At 68.0% G+C, this 16850-nt stretch carries 15 protein-coding genes; 8 read left to right on the forward strand and 7 right to left on the reverse strand.

Annotated elements, in window-relative coordinates:
* Nucleotides 1-40: 40 nt before the first annotated feature.
* The 3 genes from NV2_RS20375 to abc-f form a co-directional block, all read right to left on the reverse strand.
* On the reverse strand, nucleotides 41-1312 hold the full coding sequence (locus NV2_RS20375) for an erythromycin esterase family protein (protein ID WP_067876786.1): 1272 nt from the start codon (nucleotides 1310-1312) through the stop codon (nucleotides 41-43).
* 68 nt (nucleotides 1313-1380) lie between these two features.
* Nucleotides 1381-2028, reverse strand: coding sequence for a CatB-related O-acetyltransferase (locus NV2_RS20380; RefSeq protein WP_067876789.1), 648 nt, complete (start codon nucleotides 2026-2028; stop codon nucleotides 1381-1383).
* A gap of 40 nt (nucleotides 2029-2068) precedes the next feature.
* Nucleotides 2069-3685: a ribosomal protection-like ABC-F family protein gene (gene abc-f / locus NV2_RS20385; protein WP_174550609.1), complete on the reverse strand. Its 1617-nt coding sequence runs from the start codon at nucleotides 3683-3685 to the stop codon at nucleotides 2069-2071.
* Nucleotides 3686-3833: 148 nt separating this feature from the next.
* Here abc-f and NV2_RS20390 point away from each other — a divergent pair, with 148 nt between their 5' ends.
* The gene (locus tag NV2_RS20390) at nucleotides 3834-4499 is read left to right on the forward strand and encodes a TetR/AcrR family transcriptional regulator (protein WP_084475170.1); all 666 of its coding nucleotides are present in this window, start codon (nucleotides 3834-3836) and stop codon (nucleotides 4497-4499) included.
* Nucleotides 4500-4526: 27 nt separating this feature from the next.
* Here NV2_RS20390 and NV2_RS20395 read toward each other — a convergent pair whose 3' ends face one another.
* Complete coding sequence (locus NV2_RS20395) at nucleotides 4527-5552, reverse strand: glycoside hydrolase family 113 protein (RefSeq protein WP_067876794.1); 1026 nt, start codon at nucleotides 5550-5552, stop codon at nucleotides 4527-4529.
* A 101-nt stretch (nucleotides 5553-5653) separates the two neighbouring features.
* On the opposite strand from NV2_RS20395, the gene NV2_RS20400 reads away from it, so the two are divergent.
* A complete protein-coding gene (locus tag NV2_RS20400; protein WP_067876798.1) occupies nucleotides 5654-6304 on the forward strand; it encodes a TetR/AcrR family transcriptional regulator in 651 nt (216 codons plus the stop codon).
* 44 nt (nucleotides 6305-6348) lie between these two features.
* Here NV2_RS20400 and NV2_RS20405 read toward each other — a convergent pair whose 3' ends face one another.
* Nucleotides 6349-7800 (reverse strand): MFS transporter, encoded by a 1452-nt coding sequence (locus tag NV2_RS20405; protein ID WP_067876800.1) that lies wholly within the window; start codon nucleotides 7798-7800, stop codon nucleotides 6349-6351.
* 32 nt (nucleotides 7801-7832) lie between these two features.
* Between NV2_RS20405 and NV2_RS20410 the strand changes: the two genes are divergently transcribed.
* The 5 genes from NV2_RS20410 (at nucleotide 7833) to NV2_RS20430 (ending at nucleotide 12214) form a co-directional block, all read left to right on the forward strand.
* Nucleotides 7833-8909, forward strand: coding sequence for a helix-turn-helix transcriptional regulator (locus tag NV2_RS20410; protein ID WP_245662706.1), 1077 nt, complete (start codon nucleotides 7833-7835; stop codon nucleotides 8907-8909).
* 76 nt (nucleotides 8910-8985) lie between these two features.
* Nucleotides 8986-9213, forward strand: a complete 228-nt coding sequence (locus NV2_RS20415; protein ID WP_067876803.1) for a hypothetical protein — start codon at nucleotides 8986-8988, stop codon at nucleotides 9211-9213.
* Nucleotides 9214-9411: 198 nt separating this feature from the next.
* On the forward strand, nucleotides 9412-10569 hold the full coding sequence (locus tag NV2_RS20420) for an N-acetylglucosamine-6-phosphate deacetylase (RefSeq protein WP_067876806.1): 1158 nt from the start codon (nucleotides 9412-9414) through the stop codon (nucleotides 10567-10569).
* Entirely contained in the window at nucleotides 10566-11492 is a 927-nt protein-coding gene (locus NV2_RS20425; protein ID WP_067876809.1) for a hexose kinase, read from the forward strand. Before NV2_RS20420 ends, NV2_RS20425 begins: the two co-directional genes overlap by 4 nt.
* A gap of 152 nt (nucleotides 11493-11644) precedes the next feature.
* Nucleotides 11645-12214: a hypothetical protein gene (locus NV2_RS20430; RefSeq protein WP_067876812.1), complete on the forward strand. Its 570-nt coding sequence runs from the start codon at nucleotides 11645-11647 to the stop codon at nucleotides 12212-12214.
* A 44-nt stretch (nucleotides 12215-12258) separates the two neighbouring features.
* Here NV2_RS20430 and NV2_RS20435 read toward each other — a convergent pair whose 3' ends face one another.
* Both NV2_RS20435 and NV2_RS20440 read right to left on the reverse strand, forming a co-directional pair.
* On the reverse strand, nucleotides 12259-13260 hold the full coding sequence (locus NV2_RS20435) for an XdhC family protein (RefSeq protein ID WP_067876815.1): 1002 nt from the start codon (nucleotides 13258-13260) through the stop codon (nucleotides 12259-12261).
* Between the two features lie 201 nt (nucleotides 13261-13461).
* Complete coding sequence (locus NV2_RS20440) at nucleotides 13462-14607, reverse strand: lipase family protein (protein WP_067876817.1); 1146 nt, start codon at nucleotides 14605-14607, stop codon at nucleotides 13462-13464.
* Between the two features lie 504 nt (nucleotides 14608-15111).
* Here NV2_RS20440 and aceA point away from each other — a divergent pair.
* Entirely contained in the window at nucleotides 15112-16404 is a 1293-nt protein-coding gene (aceA, locus tag NV2_RS20445) for an isocitrate lyase (RefSeq protein ID WP_067876819.1), read from the forward strand.
* The last annotated feature ends 446 nt before the right edge of the window (nucleotides 16405-16850 follow it).

A 16850-nucleotide genomic window follows, 5' to 3' on the forward strand; every position in this document is an offset into this window, starting at 1 on the left:
TGGCATCGCCGGGCAGGGGAAGGGCAGGGGTGAGGCGAACCTAATACTCGAGACCGTCGGCCACCGTGGATTCTTCGGTGCTGATCATGGCGTCGAAGGCGTCGAGCACCGGAATCTCGAGGTAGGTGCTCTGCAGCCTAGTGCGATCAGGCCCACCGGTGACCGCGCGCCGCGCACGACGCAGGTCGGCGAGGGCGGGGCCGAGGCCGGAGAGCGACGCTTCGATACTTTCCGGTTCGGGCAGCGACAGTGATGTCGGTTCGATGGTGAAGCCGAAGGGCGCGCTTTCGTCGGGGAACATGTCCGCTGTGTATCCACGCGTGCTGGTCAGGCCGAGGGCGAAGTAGTCCTCGCCCAATGCTTGCTGTAGGTAATGGCCCATGGGGAATCCGGTCAGATGCCCGTCGAAGGAGACCGGTTGCTTCTGGATGTGAGCGTTGTGGGCGAGCAGCACCGCGCGGGCGCCGGGGTCGTTGCGTTGCAGATGCCACCGGACCGACTCCGCCATGAAGCTGTCGCGGGCCGAGGTGTCGGCAGGGAGCCCGGTTCCGGCGAAGAGATCCGCCATCGCGCGGAAACCGTAATCGGCGTGGGCCGCGGCCTCGAGGTGGCGGCGGGCGAGGTCGTAGCGGTGCTGATCGCTGCGGGATACATACAGCGATTCGACGGCGCGGAAGCGGGTGAGCAGGCGAGACAGGCTCGCAGTGAGTGCATCTTGTTCAGTGGCCGGAAGACGCGTCCACGTCGGTGCGGCCGAGGCTGCGGAGGCGCTGGCGAAGGAGGCGGCGATCCGGGTCGCCGTGCCGACCGCCGGGAGCGCTTGCGGATCGACCTCAGCCAGGTAGTCGCCGACTGGTCCGAGCGCAGGGAGCAGGGAACCGCCGGCAGCCGGAATATCGATCCCGGCGAAGTGTAACGGCGTGGCGGCTGTGGCATTGTGCCGGCGGGTCCAGCGCAACGGCTCGTCGACGCCCACGGGGATCGTCCCGGCCAGCAGGGCCGCCAACTCGTCGTCGGTGCCGGCACCCTGAGCCCAGGCGTCGAGCGGGAAGCCCTCGCTGAAGCCGTATTCGAAGGCCAGAACGGTGAAACCGCAGCGTTCGACGAGGAAGCGCAGGATGCGCCGGCGCATCTGTTCGAACTCGGTGATGAAATGGGAGTTCTCGCCGATCGCGACGACCCGGGCGCCGCCGATGATGGTGCGTAGTGGTTCCAGATCATCGAGCGGGCCGTCGGGGTCGAGGTGCGCCAGTGGTACCGCATGGTGACACAGCCAATCGGCAAAAGCGGTGGGGGTAAGGGAGTCGGGCATGTATTCACTCGATTCGGGTTGGGGCGTCCGATGACGGGGCGTGTGCTCGCGTGGTGAGGACAGCTCACCTATCCGGGCACGGCCTTCTCCAGCTCGTCGATGCCGCCGGCCATGATGGTGCGGACGTGCTCGTCGATGTGGTCGATCGGCCAGTCCCACCAGGACACCGCGAGCATGCGATCGATATCGGCGGGGCGGTAGCGGTGGCGGATGAGGCGGGCCGGGTTGCCGCCGACGATGCCGTAGTCCGGGACATCGGCGGTCACCACGGAGCCGGCAGCGACGATCGCGCCGTGCCCGATCCGCACACCGGGCATGACCGTGACGCCGTAGCCGATCCAGACGTCGTTGCCGATCACGGTGTCACCGCGATTCGGCAGGTCCATGAGTAGGTCGACGTGCCGGGACCAGGCGCCGCCCATGGTGGGGAACGGGAAAGTGGAGGGCCCGTCCATGCGGTGGTTGGCGCCGTTCATGATGAAACGAACACCCGTCGCCAGCGCGCAGAATTTGCCGATGATCAGCTTCTCCGGGCCGTAGTGGTACAGCACATTGCGGGTTTCGAAGGTGGTGGGCTCGTCCGGGTCGTCGTAGTAGGTGTATTCGCCGACCTCGATCAGTGGGGAGGTGACCAGGGGTTTCAACAGGACGACGCGCGGCTGTCCGGGCATCGGATGCAGCGTGGCGGGATCGGTGACCGGAAGCTGTTCGGGCATGGGGATTCCGTTCTGTCGGGAGGATGTGGCGATCCGGGGATCAGGCCGAGGTCAGGGCGCGCAACTCGAGGCGGGCGCCGCGCCAGCGAGCCCGCAGGCGACGGTCGTGACTGACCACGACCAGCGCCCCGCGATACTCGGCCAGCGCATCCTCGAGTTCTTCGACCAGTCCGGGTGAGAGATGGTTGGTCGGCTCGTCCAGCAGCAGCAACTCCGAGGGAGCGGTGACCAGCCGAGCCAGTGCGAGCCGCTGCCGCTGCCCGGTGGACAGCTCCTGCACTCGGGTCGCGAGCTGGGGGCGAGTGAACAGGCCCAGTGACAACAGGCTCGCGGTGTGGTCGCCGGGTTCCCCCGGGCGCCCCGCGGCAAAGGCGGACAACAAGGTCTGCCCGGGTACCGCGGGGCGTGGTTCCTGTGCGAGATAACCGACCCGGCCCCGCCGGATCACGGTGCCGCCGTCGGGTGTGATCTCCTCCGCCAGTACCTGTAGCAGCGTCGACTTGCCCGCGCCGTTCGGTCCGGTGATCAGTAGTCGTTCGCCCGCGTCCATTCGCACGCTGGCGGGCGCGAGCCTGCCGTTCACCGCGATATCGGCGGCGTCCAGGACGGCTCCCTGTGGACATCCGGCGACCGGAACCGCGCGGAACCGCAACGGTTCCGGTGGTGGCGGTACCGGATCGGCCAGCAGTCGCCGCAGCCGTTGCTCGGCATTGCGGACCCGGCCCGCCAGCGACTGTTGCACGCGACCGGCGGCTCGGTCGTAGGCCATCTTGTTGTTGTCGGTCATCGCGCGGCCCGGTGCGACCCGCCGGGCCGTGGTGGCGATGGTTTCCCGTAGCCGGTCGGTCTCGTCCTGCCAGTGCTGATGGGCCTGAGCCCAGCGCTGCCGGGCCGCTTCGCGTTCGGCGAGATAGCCGCCGTACCCGTTGCCGTGGCGCACCACGCAGTGGCGGTCGGCGTCCACCTCGAGCAGTGTGGTCGCTACCCGGTCGAGGAAGGTGCGGTCGTGCGAGACCGCGACCGTGGTCCCGGGCCGGGTCCGTAGATGGTCTTCCAGCCAGGTCAGCGCGTCGTCGTCGAGGTGATTGGTCGGCTCGTCGAGCAACAGCACCTCGGGCGCCGCGGCGAGCAGGGCCGCCAGGCGCAGGCGGACCTGCTCACCGCCGGACAAGCCGCCGACCGCTCGATCACGCGGGACCACGCCCAGCCCGAGCCCGTACAGGGCACGTTCCACCCGGGCGTCGGCGTCGTAGCCGCCGCGCAATTCGAAAATTGTTGCCAGTTCGGCGTATTCGTCCAGATTGGATTCTGTGCCCGTGGTCATCTCGACCTCGAGCCGGCGCATCCGCTGCTCGATCCGGCGCAGTTCGTGCAACGACCGGTCGATGACCTGCTGGACGCTGTGGTGCGCGGGAAGCTGCTCGTCCTGTGCGAGGTAACCGACGCCGCCGTCCGCCTGGACGACGATTTCGCCCCGGTCGGGCTGCTCGGCGCCGGCGAGCAGGCGCAGCAGGGTGCTCTTACCGGACCCGTTCTCGCCGATGATCCCGGTGCGTTCACCCGCACCGAGCGCGCAGGTCACCTCATCGAGAACGGTGCGGCCGTCGAAGGATTTGCTGACCGCGAGCGCGGTGAGCTGTGTGGTTCGAGTGGGCATGGAGAACCTCCGGAGCATTCGAGGACGCGGCCACCGGCCGCAGGACCTGGGAAACGCTTCGGAAGAACATCAACCACCTCATTAATGCGACGAATGTTGCTTTAGGATGATTGCACACCGATCTCCGTACCGCAAGAGGGACGACACGATGACTGCACTGCGAGGCGCTTCCGCGTCGGAGGCACCGCAACCGGGCACGACCCGCGAGCTGCCGGCAGCTACCACCACCGGTCGGGCACGCCCGGGCGGGCGCACCGCCCGGATCCGTGACCAGGTTCTCGCCGCGGTCCAGGCGGAGCTGACCGAAAGCGGCTACGACGCGCTGACTGTCGATACCGTCGCCGCACGCGCCGGCGTGCATCGCACCACCGTGTACCGTCGCTGGCGCGATGTGGGTGGGCTGATCGCCGATGTGTTCGCCGCGGCCCGCGACCTGGACTGGCATCCGCGCGACACCGGTTCACTGCGTGGGGATCTCACGGAACTCAATCGCGAGATTCGCGATTCGTTCACCGCGGAATCCTCCATCGCCATGGCCCTGATCGCGGTCTCGTTCCGCTCGGAGGATGCGGCGCGCGCGCTGCGGCAGCTGTGGGACGACCGATACAGCCAATGCGAGATCGTCGTCGAACGCGCGGTCGGGCGCGGCGAGATCCCGGCCGGAATCGAGGCGCGCGCATTACTCGTCGCCGCGACGGCGCCGATGTACCACCAGGTGGTGCTGCTGCAGACCGATGCCGACCCGGACCGTGCGGCGACGATGGCCGTACTGGCCGCGCAGGCCGGTGTATTCGGGCCCGGCGACGATTCCTAGGGTCGCGGCCTGCCCAGCGGGCATGCGCTAGGTCGTCCCGGCATAGAACGCCGCGACCGAGTGGAATGCCGCCTTCGGCTCCCACGACATCTCCGGGTACGTGGTGCCGGGGCGCCCCTCGAGGACCTTGACGATGCCGAGCCCGGCCATATCGAGGTCGTCGCGGGGATCGCCGTCGGGGCGATGCGGGTAGTCGTGCAGCGCGAACAGGAACACGAAGGTGGAATCCACGCCTTCGCTGTCGAAGATCTCCAGCAATTCGGTGAGATATCCGGCCTGCTCCGCCTCGTCGCGGACGTAGTGCCCGGTGAGCCGAACCGGCGCGCCGGTCGAGTCGTATTCGACGATTTCCATGCTGCGTGGGGCCACGTCGGCCGCACCGTGCCAGGTGGCGGTGCCGAAGCCGGTGATCGCCACCGGTTTTCCCTGCGCGACCAGGGATCGCACCCCGTCGCGGAAGCGATCGGCGACCTCGGCGGAGCGGATGAGCTCCACGGAGACGACATCGAAAGGAGTCCAGTCGATCTGCTCGAACGGTATGGCGCAGTAGGTGAGCCGGCCGTGGAAATGGTGCCGGACCACGGCGACGGCCTCGCGGAGAAAATCGTCGAGTCGTGCGCTCACCTCGGCTATGCGTTCGGTGCGGGTTTCGAGATCGCCGAACAAGGTGCCGACCCGCTCCATCGCGGTCTCACCGGCCAGAAATCCCCGGTTCATCAGCGTGAGTTCGACACCGGTCACGAAGACGACCGCGGCGCCGGTGGACCGGATCCGCTCGGCACGCTGCGCGCAGTCCGCGAAGAGCTCCAAGATTTCCGCGGTGGTCAGTTCCAGCGGATACGGCGAGAACCAGATCTCGAGACCGAGATCCGCGGCGTGGCGGGCGGCGATTTCCAGCCGTTCGGGATCGCCGCCGGTGAGCTGTACCGCCGTGCAGTGCAGCTCGTCGCGGATGATTTCCAGTTCGCGGCGGGCCACCGTCGAGTCGAACTCCCATGTGGTGGTGCCACCGCGGACGAAGCCGGTGTCGTAAGTAATGCCTCTGCCACGCATGGCCTGGCCCTTTCGGTCGAGTGTTGTTCGGTACGACCACTTAAACGAAAAATTTGCGTGCACGCAAGTTTGCGTGTGCGCAGTTATGGCAGTATGGGGGCGTGACGACGACAGGTTTGCGGGAGCGTAAGAAGCAGGCCACCCGGGTGGCACTGCAGGAGGCCGCCCTGCGGCTGGCGCTACAGCACGGCCCGGACCAGGTGCGGGTCGAGGACATCGCCGAGGCGGCCGGGGTCTCGCCGCGGACCTACAACAACTATTTCTCCAGTCGTGAGCACGCGATCGTCGCGGCGGTCACGGCCGACCGGGAAGTCCGAGTCCGCGCCGCGATCGCGGCCCAGCCGGGGGATGTTCGACTTGCCGAGGTGATCACCGAGGCGATCGTGGCGCAGTACACCGATCCCGGCGAAGACCATCGCGACGCCCTGCTCCTCATCACGACCCACCCGTCGTTGCGCTCGGCGTTCCTGTCCGGCACGGATGCGATCGCCCCCACGCTCGGCGAGGTGATCGCCACCCGGATCGGCGACACCGAAGGACTCACCGCCGCCGTGCTAGCCGCCGCCGTCACCGCCGCGATTCGCATCGCCGTCGAACAATGGTTACAGCCGACCGGCGCTCCGGCCGGCCTCGTCGTTCCGCGGGGGTCTCTGCCGGACCGGCTGCGTGCTGCCCTGGCCCCCCTAGAGCCCGCACTGACTGCGGCCGAGCGTGTGCACGGCTCCTTCGGCGACGACCGTAACAATGCCTGACGGCGAGAAGATGATCCGCTGTCCGCCCTGGCGCGACGGACCGGTCAGGCCTGGCGGGCGGCAGTGGTACGCGGAAGTGTGAGCATCGCAGCCGCGGCCAGCACGTAGGCACCCACCTGCCAGGGCATTACCAGAGCGAGCGCATGCCCGAATGTGGTTGTCGTATCGGCGGGCGCTGCCGCGGGCAGTGCACCGAAGAAGACCGTGCCGAGGACTGCGACACCGACGGCGCCGCCGATCTGATTGACCGTCGACAGCAGTCCGCCGGCGGCACCGGCGTGGCGTCCGGGGACACCGGCGAGGACGATAGTGACCAGGATCGGCGCGCCGAGCCCGAGCCCGAGCCCACCCAGGAACAGCGCGGCGGCCAGCGGCCAGTAGCCGGGAGCCCCGCCCTCACGCACCAGCAACCACACCAGCGCCTGCGATGCGGCAAGGGTCAGAGCGCCGGTGATCAGCAGTGCCCGTCCTGCCTTGGCGGCCAGGGCGACGCCGGCTCCGGAGGTGATCGTCGAACCGATCGCATACGGCAGGAACACCATACCGGTCTCCCAGGCGGAGCGACCGGTCCCGGCCTGCAGGTAGATCGACAGGACCAGGAAGAACGACGCGAGAGCGCCGAAGAATAGAACCGACGCTGCCAGTCCGGCGGTGAACGAGCGGATTTTCAGCAGTGCCGGGTCGAATATCGGTTGTCCACCGCGGTGACTCGACGCCTGCTCGTACCGCAGGAATCCGGCGAGCAGCAGGGCACCGCTGCAGAGAAGGCCCCACCCCCACCACGGCCAACCCCAGTCCCGGCCTTGTACCAGCGGCAGCAGGACCAGCACGACGGCGGTCGCGGACAGACCCGCTCCTACCAGGTCGAACCGGGCCCGCTCTGCGGCGGTGGACTCCGGCAGCACTCGCGCGCCCAGAAGCAGGGCAAATGCAGCCACCGGAATGTTGATCCAGAAGATCGTGCGCCAACCCAGATCCCACAGATTCGCATCGACCAGGGCGCCGCCCAGCAACGGACCTGCGACGGAGGCCAGCCCCTGCACGCCACCGTAGGCGCCGAATGCCTTTGCCATCGCGGCCGGCTCGAACGACGAGCGAATGATTCCGAATACCTGCGGGACCATGAATCCGCCGGCCAGCCCCTGGGCGATTCGCACCGCGATCAGAACGCCCGCCGAGGGAGCGAGCGCGCAGGCGGCAGACGCGACGGCGAAAAAGGCGAGGGAGACAAGGAAAACCCGGCGACGGCCGTAGGCGTCACCGAGCCGTCCGCCGGTCACCAGCCCTGATCCCAATGCCAGAGTGTATGCGGCGAGCATCCACTGCAGCTGGGCCGGACTCGCGTGCAGGTCATCGGCGATATCGGGCGCTGCGACGGTCACGATGGTGACATCGAGCAGGTCCATGAAGGAGGCGAACAGCACGACCAGCAACGACAGTGTGGCGCGTCGGCCCGCGACCGGTGCCGGTGCCTGGGCCCGGGTGATGAGATTCATGGAGGCACCGTGGCATCGGTGGCGGTCATCGAGTGACCGCCACCGATGGGATCGTGGAGGACGTGGCCGATACCTCCGCGCGCATACTCCGCCTGCTCTCCTTACTGGAGGCTCGTGTCGAATGGCCCGGAGCAGAGCTGGCCGGTCGGCTCCGCATCTCGGCGCGGACCCTTCGCCGCGATATCGGCACCCTGCGTGAACTCGGATACCCGATAGAGGCCGGCAAGGGCCCCGGAAGCGGTTACCGGCTCGGCAGCGGCGGCAAGCTTCCACCACTGGTCCTCGACGACGATCAGGCCATCGCGATCGCCCTGGCGCTGCAGACCGCCCCCGCCACTGTTACCGGTATCGACGACGCAGTCGCCCGCGCACTGACCACGCTGCGGCAGGTGATGCCCGTCCGCCTACGCGCCGCGACCGAGTCGTTCGAGGTCACGAGTCTGCGCAACTACTGGGAGTTCGCCGAGGCGCCGCTCGACATCGGCACGCTGCGCACCATCGGTGCCGCGATCCGCACTTCCAGAGTGTTGCGCTTCGACTACCGGACCACCGACGGCGCCGTCCCGGACCCCGGTGAACTCGGTTTCCGGCCGCCTCTCGAAGTCGAGCCGCACCATCTCGTGGTCTGGGCGGGCCGTTGGTACCTCGTCGCGCGTGGGCACCGGGACCGCAGCTGGCAGACCTACCGGGTCGATCGCATTGCACCTCGCACCGCTCCGGGGGCGTTGTTCCGGTCGGCACCCCGCACCCACGACGACTTGATTCGTCTCGTCGTTCAAAACGCCGACCGCGGTGACACCCCGGGCCAGTGGCCGTGCGTCGGCTCGGCCGCCCTCGATCTGCCCGACCATGTAGTTGCCCGGTGGGCTCCCGGTGGATCGGTTGTCCGATCCACCGGCCCCGGCAGCTGCATGCTCACCATCGGCAGCTGGTCCTGGGCCGGTGTCGCGGGCTTGTTCATCACCTTCGATGCGGATCTGAGTGATGTGCAACCGGCAGAACTTCGAGACGCCCTGCGACGCATCGCTGCACGTCTCACAACGGCATCGGGAACGACCGCCGTCCGTTCGGCTGACCCGCTCGGCGGAAAGTATTCGGGGGCAGAGTAATTGGGGGCAAGTAATCCGCTGCGGCTGCCCATAGTGTTGCTCGGTACACCGAACGAAAGCCGGAGGGAACCGAAAAATGTCGAAGATGATGCGCGGTGCATTCACAGTGGTGGCGGCCGCGGGTCTCACGTTGGGGGCGTCGGCGATCGCCTCGGCTGCTCCGGTGACCGGCGATTCCGGGTCGGCGTCCACCGGGTCGGCGGGGCTGCCGAACATGACGTGCATGATCAACACGCTGCTCGAGTACGGCACCCTCAGTGCCGGCGACGGTGCCACGTATGTGCCGGGGTGCGGTCTGATCTGAGGTGTAGCACCCCGGTGGCGGGAATCGCGAGCGACAGGATGTGGCCCGCAGCGCCTGCGAGTGCCGGGCGCGGCGGTTGACATGCCGCAGCGCGCCGATGATTCTGTGGAGGTGCCGACTGCTGTCGAGAACATCCCCCGGCCCCGATGACTCGGCGATGACCGTGCGCACCCGGCCGGGGTCGGGACGGCGGCCGGCATGACCACCGATCACCTGGACCTGCGCGGTCGTGTCGTGACCGCTACCGGCATTCTCGACGATGCCGTGATCACGGTCTGCGGTGAGCGGATCGACGATGTCCGTTCGCTCGCGCGGTGGTCGGCTCGAAACCCCGGCATGAACCCCCCACCACATCGTGGCCTGCTGTTGCCCGGGCTGGTCGATATCCACAATCACGGCGGATTCGGTCATCGTTTCGACACCACCGATCCTGACGAGGCCCGTGCCGCCGCGAGTTACCACCATCGCAGCGGAACCACCACGCTGCTGGCGAGTGTGGTGACCGCCGCGCCGGAAGTCATGGTCGGCCAGCTCGCCGTGCTACGTGACATCGCCGCCGAAGGGGCGGTGGCGGGGATCCACGTGGAGGGTCCGTTCCTGACCGAAACACGGTGTGGTGCACAGGATCCGAGTTGTATGATCGATCCCGATCCGGGATTGATCCGTCGTATGCTGGACGCCGCCGGTGGGTACCTGCGGGTGCTGACCCTGGCTCCCGAGCGACCTGGTTCGGAGGCGGCGGCAGCGCAACTCGCGGACCACGGTGTGGTCGTCGCACTCGGCCACAGCGACGCCGACTACGAACGGTTCCGTCGCGCGCTGGCGCCGGTCGGCCAGGGCCGGCTGGTCACCCATCTCGCCAACGGAATGGCACCACTGCATCATCGCGCGCCGGGGCCGGTGGCTGCGGCGCTGGTACAAGCGGCCGTCGGGGAGGTGGTGGTCGAACTGATCGGCGACGGCGTCCACGTCGAGCCGGGCTTCGGCGCCCTGGTCTTCGCGACCGCGCGAGAGCGCGTCGCCCTCGTCACCGATGCGATGCAGGCCGCCGGTCTCGCCGATGGCGCGTACCGGCTCGGTCGACAGCCGGTCCGGGTCGAGGGCGGGGTGGCGCGAATTCCCGGCGGTGCGCTCGCCGGTGGGACGGCAACTCTGCTGCAGTGCCTGCGCTGGGCCGTCGCGGAATGCGGAATCCCGCTGGTGGAGGCGGTACGCGCCGCGGCCACCACCCCTGCGTCGGTGCTCGGTGCGACCGATATCGGGGACCTGCGCGCGGGAATGTACGCCGATGTCCTGGTGCTGGATTCCGGTCTGGAGTTGCGTGCGGTGCTCCGGCATGGACAGTGGGTGACGTGATCCTCACCGTGACGCTGAACCCGGCCTACGACATGACCTATCGTGTCCAGAACTTCGAACCCGGCCGGGCACATCAGGTCTCGGCCGTCGAGCAACGCGTCGGCGGAGCCGGTATCAACGTGACGCGGATCCTCAACCAGCTCGGCAAATATTCTCGTGCAACGGGTTTCGCCGATCACCAGTTCGCGGCGGCAGCCGAACGGGAACTCCCGGCAGATTTCGTGCACGCGCTGCCCTGGGTGCGCCGCACGGTCGTGGTGAACGAATGTGACGACGGCACCGCTACCTCGCTGTCGGAACCCGGCGCCCGGATCAGCGGTCTGGACGCGGTGGATCAACTGCTGGTCCGGGTAACCGGCCTGCTGGGCGATTCCAGTGCGGTCGTCGTCTCCGGATCGCTGCCCGCCGGTATCCGTTCCTCGATCCCCGCCGAACTGGCCCGCCTGGCCGGCGCCGCCGGAATTCCGGTGATCTGCGATGTGCAGGGCCGCGCCCTGGAACTGGCCGCCGCGGTGCCCGGCGTCGTGCTGATGCCCGATCTCGACGAACTGGAACGGGTGATCGGCACCCGGCCGGATACGACCGCGGAGATTGCCGATGCGGCCGGGGCGCTGGTCGAGGACGGCGCGGATGCCGTGATCGTGACCCGCGGCGCCGCCGGGATGGTCGCGGCGACCCGGGCCGGCGCCTGGTCGGCGGCACTGCCGACACCGTGTTCGGGAAATCCCACCGGCGCGGGAGACGCGGCCGCGGCGGCTGTGATCAGCGCCTTGGCCGCGCCGGGCCAACCGGATTGGCCGGACATTCTGACCGACGCGGTCGCCACATCGGCGGCGGCTGTGGTCATGGCGGTGGCCGGGGAGATCGACCTGTCGGTGCGGCAGCGCCTGATCTCGGATGTGCTCATCGAGAAGGTGAGCTGAGCGCGGCGCCGCCGGTGCGGGTGCGCCGGATTCGCGGCACGCCGTCGGTGCGCGGCCCCGCGGGCCTCCCGGCGCGGTAGATTCGCCGCAGGTCCGGTGCCGCCCGGTAGCCGGCACCGGCGAAGTGGTCGCTCCTCGGAAGAGGTGAGCTGATGCCCGATCCCGAACCCGGCCCGGACTCCGATTCAGTGATCCGGTTCGAGGCGCCCTTCGAGGCGCGGGCCGAGCTCGAGGCTCGGCTCGCGCGCCGCAAGCAGGCGCCGGCCCCCGACTCCGAGCCCGTCGAATCGACCGCCGAGACCGGAGCCGACACTCCGGCCGAGTCGCCGGATACTCCGGACGAGCCCGATGCCGAGCAGTCCGCCGCGGAGCGCATGCCGATCGGAGTGCGTGCGGCGCAGGTGCTGGCGGTGGGATTGGCGGTGATCGGCGTGGGATGTGTGCTCGGCGCGTGGTGGCTGTTCGGCGGACATGCGGCCCTGGTCACCGCGCCGTCGTTCGTGGCGAGCTGGTTGCTGGGGGCGGTCGCTCTCGCCTTCGGCGCGGAAGGGGGTGGCATTCGCAGCACCGCGATCGTGCTGGCCGCCCTCAACGTGTTGTGGACGATCCCCTCGATCGTCGTGGGGCGTCCGCCGGGCTGGCTGGGACCGGTGTTGTCGGTTCTGATCGCGGGACTGTTGTTGCGTCGTTCGGCGCGCGACTGGTTCGAACCGTGGCCGTGAGCCCGATCCGACCGGTGCGCGGCCGACCCCGTCGTGCGAGCCGATCAGGACGCGGCGGCGGCCGGGCGCATCGATGCCCGTCCGGCCACGTGCGGGCGGGCCGCGAGTAGCTCGGCGGCCACCGAGATCGCGCGCTCCATGGGCGTGCGCGCCCCGATATCGATCCCCGCGGGCGCGTGCAGCCGGGCCAGTGTCTCGGCATCGAACCCGCCGGCCTGCAGCGCTTCGAGCCGGTGGTTGTGTGCCGACGGCGATCCGAGCGCACCCAGATATCCCAGCGGGGGCAGTCGTAACGCGACTGTGAGCAAAGGGATTTCGAACTTGGGGTCCTGTGACGCGGTGACGATCGCGGTATTCGAGTCGATCGCGCCGGCCCCGGCCTGGGCGTTGAGGTAGCGATGCGGCCAGTCGACCACGACCTCCGCACCGGGGTAGGAGGCTGCGACAGCGAAGGTTTCGCGGGGATCGCAGATGGTGACGCGGTATCCGAGGAACTGGGCCTGGATACTCAGTGCGGCAGCGAAGCTGTTGGCGCCGAAGATTATCAGCCGCGGTGGTGCGGTGTGCGTGCACACGAACACATCGGACTCGGGCAGTGATACCAGTTCGGTGTTGTGCCGGCGATCGGTCACCAGATGCTGGCCGATCAGCTCCGGAGAGTCGTGCCACACCACGGTGAACACGGTGACCGGCTTATATCGCGACATCTCGTCGGCCACCGCCGCGAATTCCGGAAATGTGTTGCGGGAGAACGGCTCCACGAACACATCGATGGTGCCGCAGTCGGCGCTCACGTCGTAGCCGGTGCTGGGGTCGAAACGCAGTAGCTCGCGACGGCCGCTGTGCGCGGCCTCCAGCGCGGCGTCGTACACGGCTGCTTCGTAGCAGCCGTCGGAGACCGAACCGTGCACCCCGCCGTCGGGGTCGATGAGCATCGCCGAGCCCACCGGTAAGGGTGTTGCGCCGAAGGTGCGGACCAGAGTTGCCAGACCGCCGGTGCGGCCGCTGTGCCAGACCTGAAGTAGGTCGTCGACGATGTCACGCATCACATGCTCCCGATCAGCGTGCGCGAGTGGGCGGGCCCGTCGGGCGTCGCGTCCCGTCACCAATCGTCACACGTGGGGGCCACGATATCCGCTCTGACGCCGTCAGGCGTCCCGGCGGTGAAAATTCCCGGCTCTGCGACGCGCACCCCGGTTGTTCCGCTGTGGCATAGCGAAATCGTATAACCGGGGTGTGGATCGGTATCAGGCGAACAGGGTGTGAACGAACGGCAGCGAATCCGCCAGTGACGCGTTGACCGTCGCGCTGTGATCCTTGGGGTATGCCTTGAAGGTGAGCGGCTGGCCGTTGGCCCGCAGCACCGCCGCGTAGCGCAGCGTCTCCGGGGTGATCACATCGGTGTCGAACAGCCCTTGACCCATGAAAATCGGCTTGTCGTAACCGGTTTCGGGCAGACCGAGGTATCCGGCCAGCAGCCCGTGCAGATTCGGGATCTGCGCCAATGGCCGGGTGAACAGATCACCGAGCACCACGTTCGAAGCATCCAGTTCCTCGCCGAGGGGAACCAGGCACTGCTCCCGCGAGCGGTCCAGCCAGTGCCGTCCGGCCTCGTCGAGGAAGGACTCGATGCCGAGTTCGGGATAGGTAGTGCGCAGACCGTCGAGGATGTAGAGCACATAGGCGGTGGTGTGCGCTCCGAGTTTCAGCGGCGGCATCCCGGGGCCCAGCGGCATCAGAATGTCCTCGATGTAGGCCGGCACGCCGGTGGCCACACCGCCGCGGTAATCCAGCTCGGGACCGCCGAACTCGGTCGCATACCGGGCGGTGAACATGGCTGCGCCACCGCCCTGGGACTGGCCGACCACAACCCACTTGTTCGACAGTTGCGAGTAGTGGTCCACGGACGCCCGGACGGCGTCGACGACGTTGTGTGCCTCCACCACGCCGTTGAGGTACGGGTGCTCACCGGGAGTGCCCAGGCCGGCGTAGTCGGCGGCCACGATCGCATAGCCCTGTTTCAGCCAGGTACCCAGATAGGCCCAGTCGCGGTCGACATCGCTGGGGCCGGCGACGCTGTAGGCGCAGCTGTCGCCCAGGCCCACCGTGCCGTGCGCCCACGCGACGATCGGCCAGCCGCCGGCCGGGGCCGGGCCGGGCGGGAAGTAGACCGCGGCGCTGCCGACCGCCGGTCGGTCGTCGACCGTCGTCGTCGAGTAGAGGATCCGCTGTGAACCCACGGAGCCGGGCAGGGTGGCCGGCGCGGACAGCGATTGCACCGATTGCACCGTCGCGGTGCTCGCGGCCGCATCGGGGGTGCCGATCACTCCGGCCGTGGCGGCCAGCAGTAATGAGCAGGCCACACCCGCCGCGGCGGTCCACAGTGTGCGCATCGTGTTCCTTTCCGGATTCCGGTCTCGCCCCTCGGGCGCTGGGACGAGTGTGGCAGTCGCGCGGACGTGACGCGCGGCGGACCCGGCCGGACCAGTGGTGCCGCACACAACAGGAGGCGTCCGCCTTCGGTTGTGAACGTGCTCACAGGCGTCGGTGCTCGTGCGGGAGGTGCGGCAGTGGTACCGCTCACGCAAACAGTACGGGCGTTACGTAAAACCGCATGTCAGACCTACTCGCCAGTAGAAGAATGGCGTGCAATTAACAGGCAAATTTTGCAGACTTAGCAATGCGACCGGTAAAGCTAGCCCAGATTCACACTTGCAACAGGTAGACGGCAATTTTTAGTTGTGCCATCGTGTGGAAGTACAACCGATGGGCATAGCAACCCTGCAAATTGCCGCTCCAGCAGAGTTCGGACATCGACCGGCTCGCCACCAGCCAGGAGTAGCGAGCGCGCAAGTCCGAGCATGGGGCCCGACCGAACGAAGAAGTGGAGTCATCAGATGTCGAAGACCGGCACCCCGAAGACCGCTGCGGAGATCCAGAAGGACTGGGACACCAACCCCCGCTGGAAGGGCGTCACCCGCGAGTACACGGCCGACAAGGTCGTGCAGCTGCAGGGTTCTGTCGTCGAAGAGCACACCCTCGCCCGCCGTGGCGCGGAGATCCTCTGGGAGGCCGTCAACACCGAGGGTGACTACATCCACTCGCTCGGCGCTCTGACCGGTAACCAGGCCGTGCAGGCCGTGCGTGCCGGCCTGCGTGCCATCTACCTGTCCGGCTGGCAGGTCGCCGGTGACGCGAACCTGTCCGGGCACACCTACCCCGACCAGTCGCTGTACCCGGCCAACTCGGTGCCGTCGGTCGTGCGCCGCATCAACAACGCGCTGCTGCGCGCCGACGAGATCGCCAAGGTCGAGGGCGACACCTCGGTCGACAACTGGGTCGTGCCGATCGTCGCCGACGGTGAGGCCGGCTTCGGTGGCGCCCTGAACGTCTACGAGCTGCAGAAGGCCATGATCGCCGCGGGTGCCGCCGGTACCCACTGGGAGGATCAGCTGGCGTCGGAGAAGAAGTGCGGCCACCTCGGTGGCAAGGTGCTGATCCCCACCCAGCAGCACATCCGCACCCTGACCTCGGCTCGCCTCGCGGCCGACGTCGCCGACACCCCGACCGTCGTGATCGCCCGCACCGACGCCGAGGCCGCCACCCTGATCACCTCGGACGTCGACGAGCGCGACCGTCCGTTCATCACCGGTGAGCGCACCTCCGAGGGCTTCTACCACGTCAAGAACGGCATCGAGCCCTGCATCGCGCGTGCCAAGGCCTACGCCCCCTACTCGGACCTGATCTGGATGGAAACCGGTATCCCGGACCTCGAGGTCGCGCGCAAGTTCGCCGAGGGCGTCAAGTCGGAGTTCCCCGACCAGCTGCTGGCCTACAACTGCTCGCCGTCGTTCAACTGGAAGGCGCACCTGGACGACGCCACCATCGCGAAGTTCCAGAAGGAGCTGGCGGCGATGGGCTTCAAGTTCCAGTTCATCACCCTGGCAGGCTTCCACTCGCTCAACTACGCCGCGTTCGACCTGGCCTACGGCTACGCCCGCGAGGGCATGACCGCCTTCGTCGACCTGCAGGAGCGCGAGTTCAAGGCGGCCGCCGAGCGTGGCTTCACCGCCGTGAAGCACCAGCGTGAGGTCGGTGCCGGCTACTTCGACACCATCGCCACCACCGTGGACCCGAACACCTCCACCGCGGCCCTGAAGGGCTCCACCGAAGAGGGCCAGTTCCACTGAAATTTTGGCCGTGGCTCCGCCACGGCGGTGTGAGGCTGGACCGCCTCCCCGGGACTCTTGGCCAGACCGAGAGCCGCGCCGGTCGCATTGGCGGCCGGCGGTGGGGCGCGGCCTGAAGTTCCGGCCGTACCCGATGAGTTACCCATGTTCTTGCGAAATCAGTTGTCTGGTTTCGCGAGAACAGGGCTTTCTCACCACCTGACAGGGCCCTCCTGCAACGAGGACCCATAGCCCTTCCCGACCGAACAGCCCCGGCGGGGAGGGCTTTTCCCTATCGGTAACCGACCGCAACATCAGACGTCGACGGGTACGCCCCCCCACCGTTGACCACCTACCCAAGCACCCAACGAACATTTGCCAACGTGACAACCGATTTCGCGAGAACATGGGTAACTTCTGGGGTACGACCAGAACTGGTTCGGCACCCGACGCGCCAACGGATGCAT

Source organism: Nocardia vermiculata NBRC 100427 (assembly GCF_001613265.1).
Classification (GTDB): Bacteria; Actinomycetota; Actinomycetes; order Mycobacteriales; family Mycobacteriaceae; genus Nocardia; species Nocardia vermiculata.

Excerpts from the sequence above, each read along its gene's own strand:
- NV2_RS20415 (WP_067876803.1), top strand. The coding sequence starts at position 8,986 with ATGTCGAAGATGATGCGCGGTGCATTCACAGTGGTGGCGGCCGCGGGT.
- NV2_RS20420 (WP_067876806.1), top strand. The coding sequence starts at position 9,412 with ATGACCACCGATCACCTGGACCTGCGCGGTCGTGTCGTGACCGCTACC.
- abc-f (WP_174550609.1), bottom strand. The coding sequence starts at position 3,685 with ATGCCCACTCGAACCACACAGCTCACCGCGCTCGCGGTCAGCAAATCC.
- NV2_RS20435 (WP_067876815.1), bottom strand. The coding sequence starts at position 13,260 with ATGCGTGACATCGTCGACGACCTACTTCAGGTCTGGCACAGCGGCCGC.
- NV2_RS20380 (WP_067876789.1), bottom strand. The coding sequence starts at position 2,028 with ATGCCCGAACAGCTTCCGGTCACCGATCCCGCCACGCTGCATCCGATG.
- NV2_RS20390 (WP_084475170.1), top strand. The coding sequence starts at position 3,834 with ATGACTGCACTGCGAGGCGCTTCCGCGTCGGAGGCACCGCAACCGGGC.
- NV2_RS20395 (WP_067876794.1), bottom strand. The coding sequence starts at position 5,552 with ATGCGTGGCAGAGGCATTACTTACGACACCGGCTTCGTCCGCGGTGGC.
- NV2_RS20440 (WP_067876817.1), bottom strand. The coding sequence starts at position 14,607 with ATGCGCACACTGTGGACCGCCGCGGCGGGTGTGGCCTGCTCATTACTG.
- NV2_RS20430 (WP_067876812.1), top strand. The coding sequence starts at position 11,645 with ATGCCCGATCCCGAACCCGGCCCGGACTCCGATTCAGTGATCCGGTTC.
- NV2_RS20375 (WP_067876786.1), bottom strand. The coding sequence starts at position 1,312 with ATGCCCGACTCCCTTACCCCCACCGCTTTTGCCGATTGGCTGTGTCAC.
- NV2_RS20405 (WP_067876800.1), bottom strand. The coding sequence starts at position 7,800 with ATGAATCTCATCACCCGGGCCCAGGCACCGGCACCGGTCGCGGGCCGA.
- aceA (WP_067876819.1), top strand. The coding sequence starts at position 15,112 with ATGTCGAAGACCGGCACCCCGAAGACCGCTGCGGAGATCCAGAAGGAC.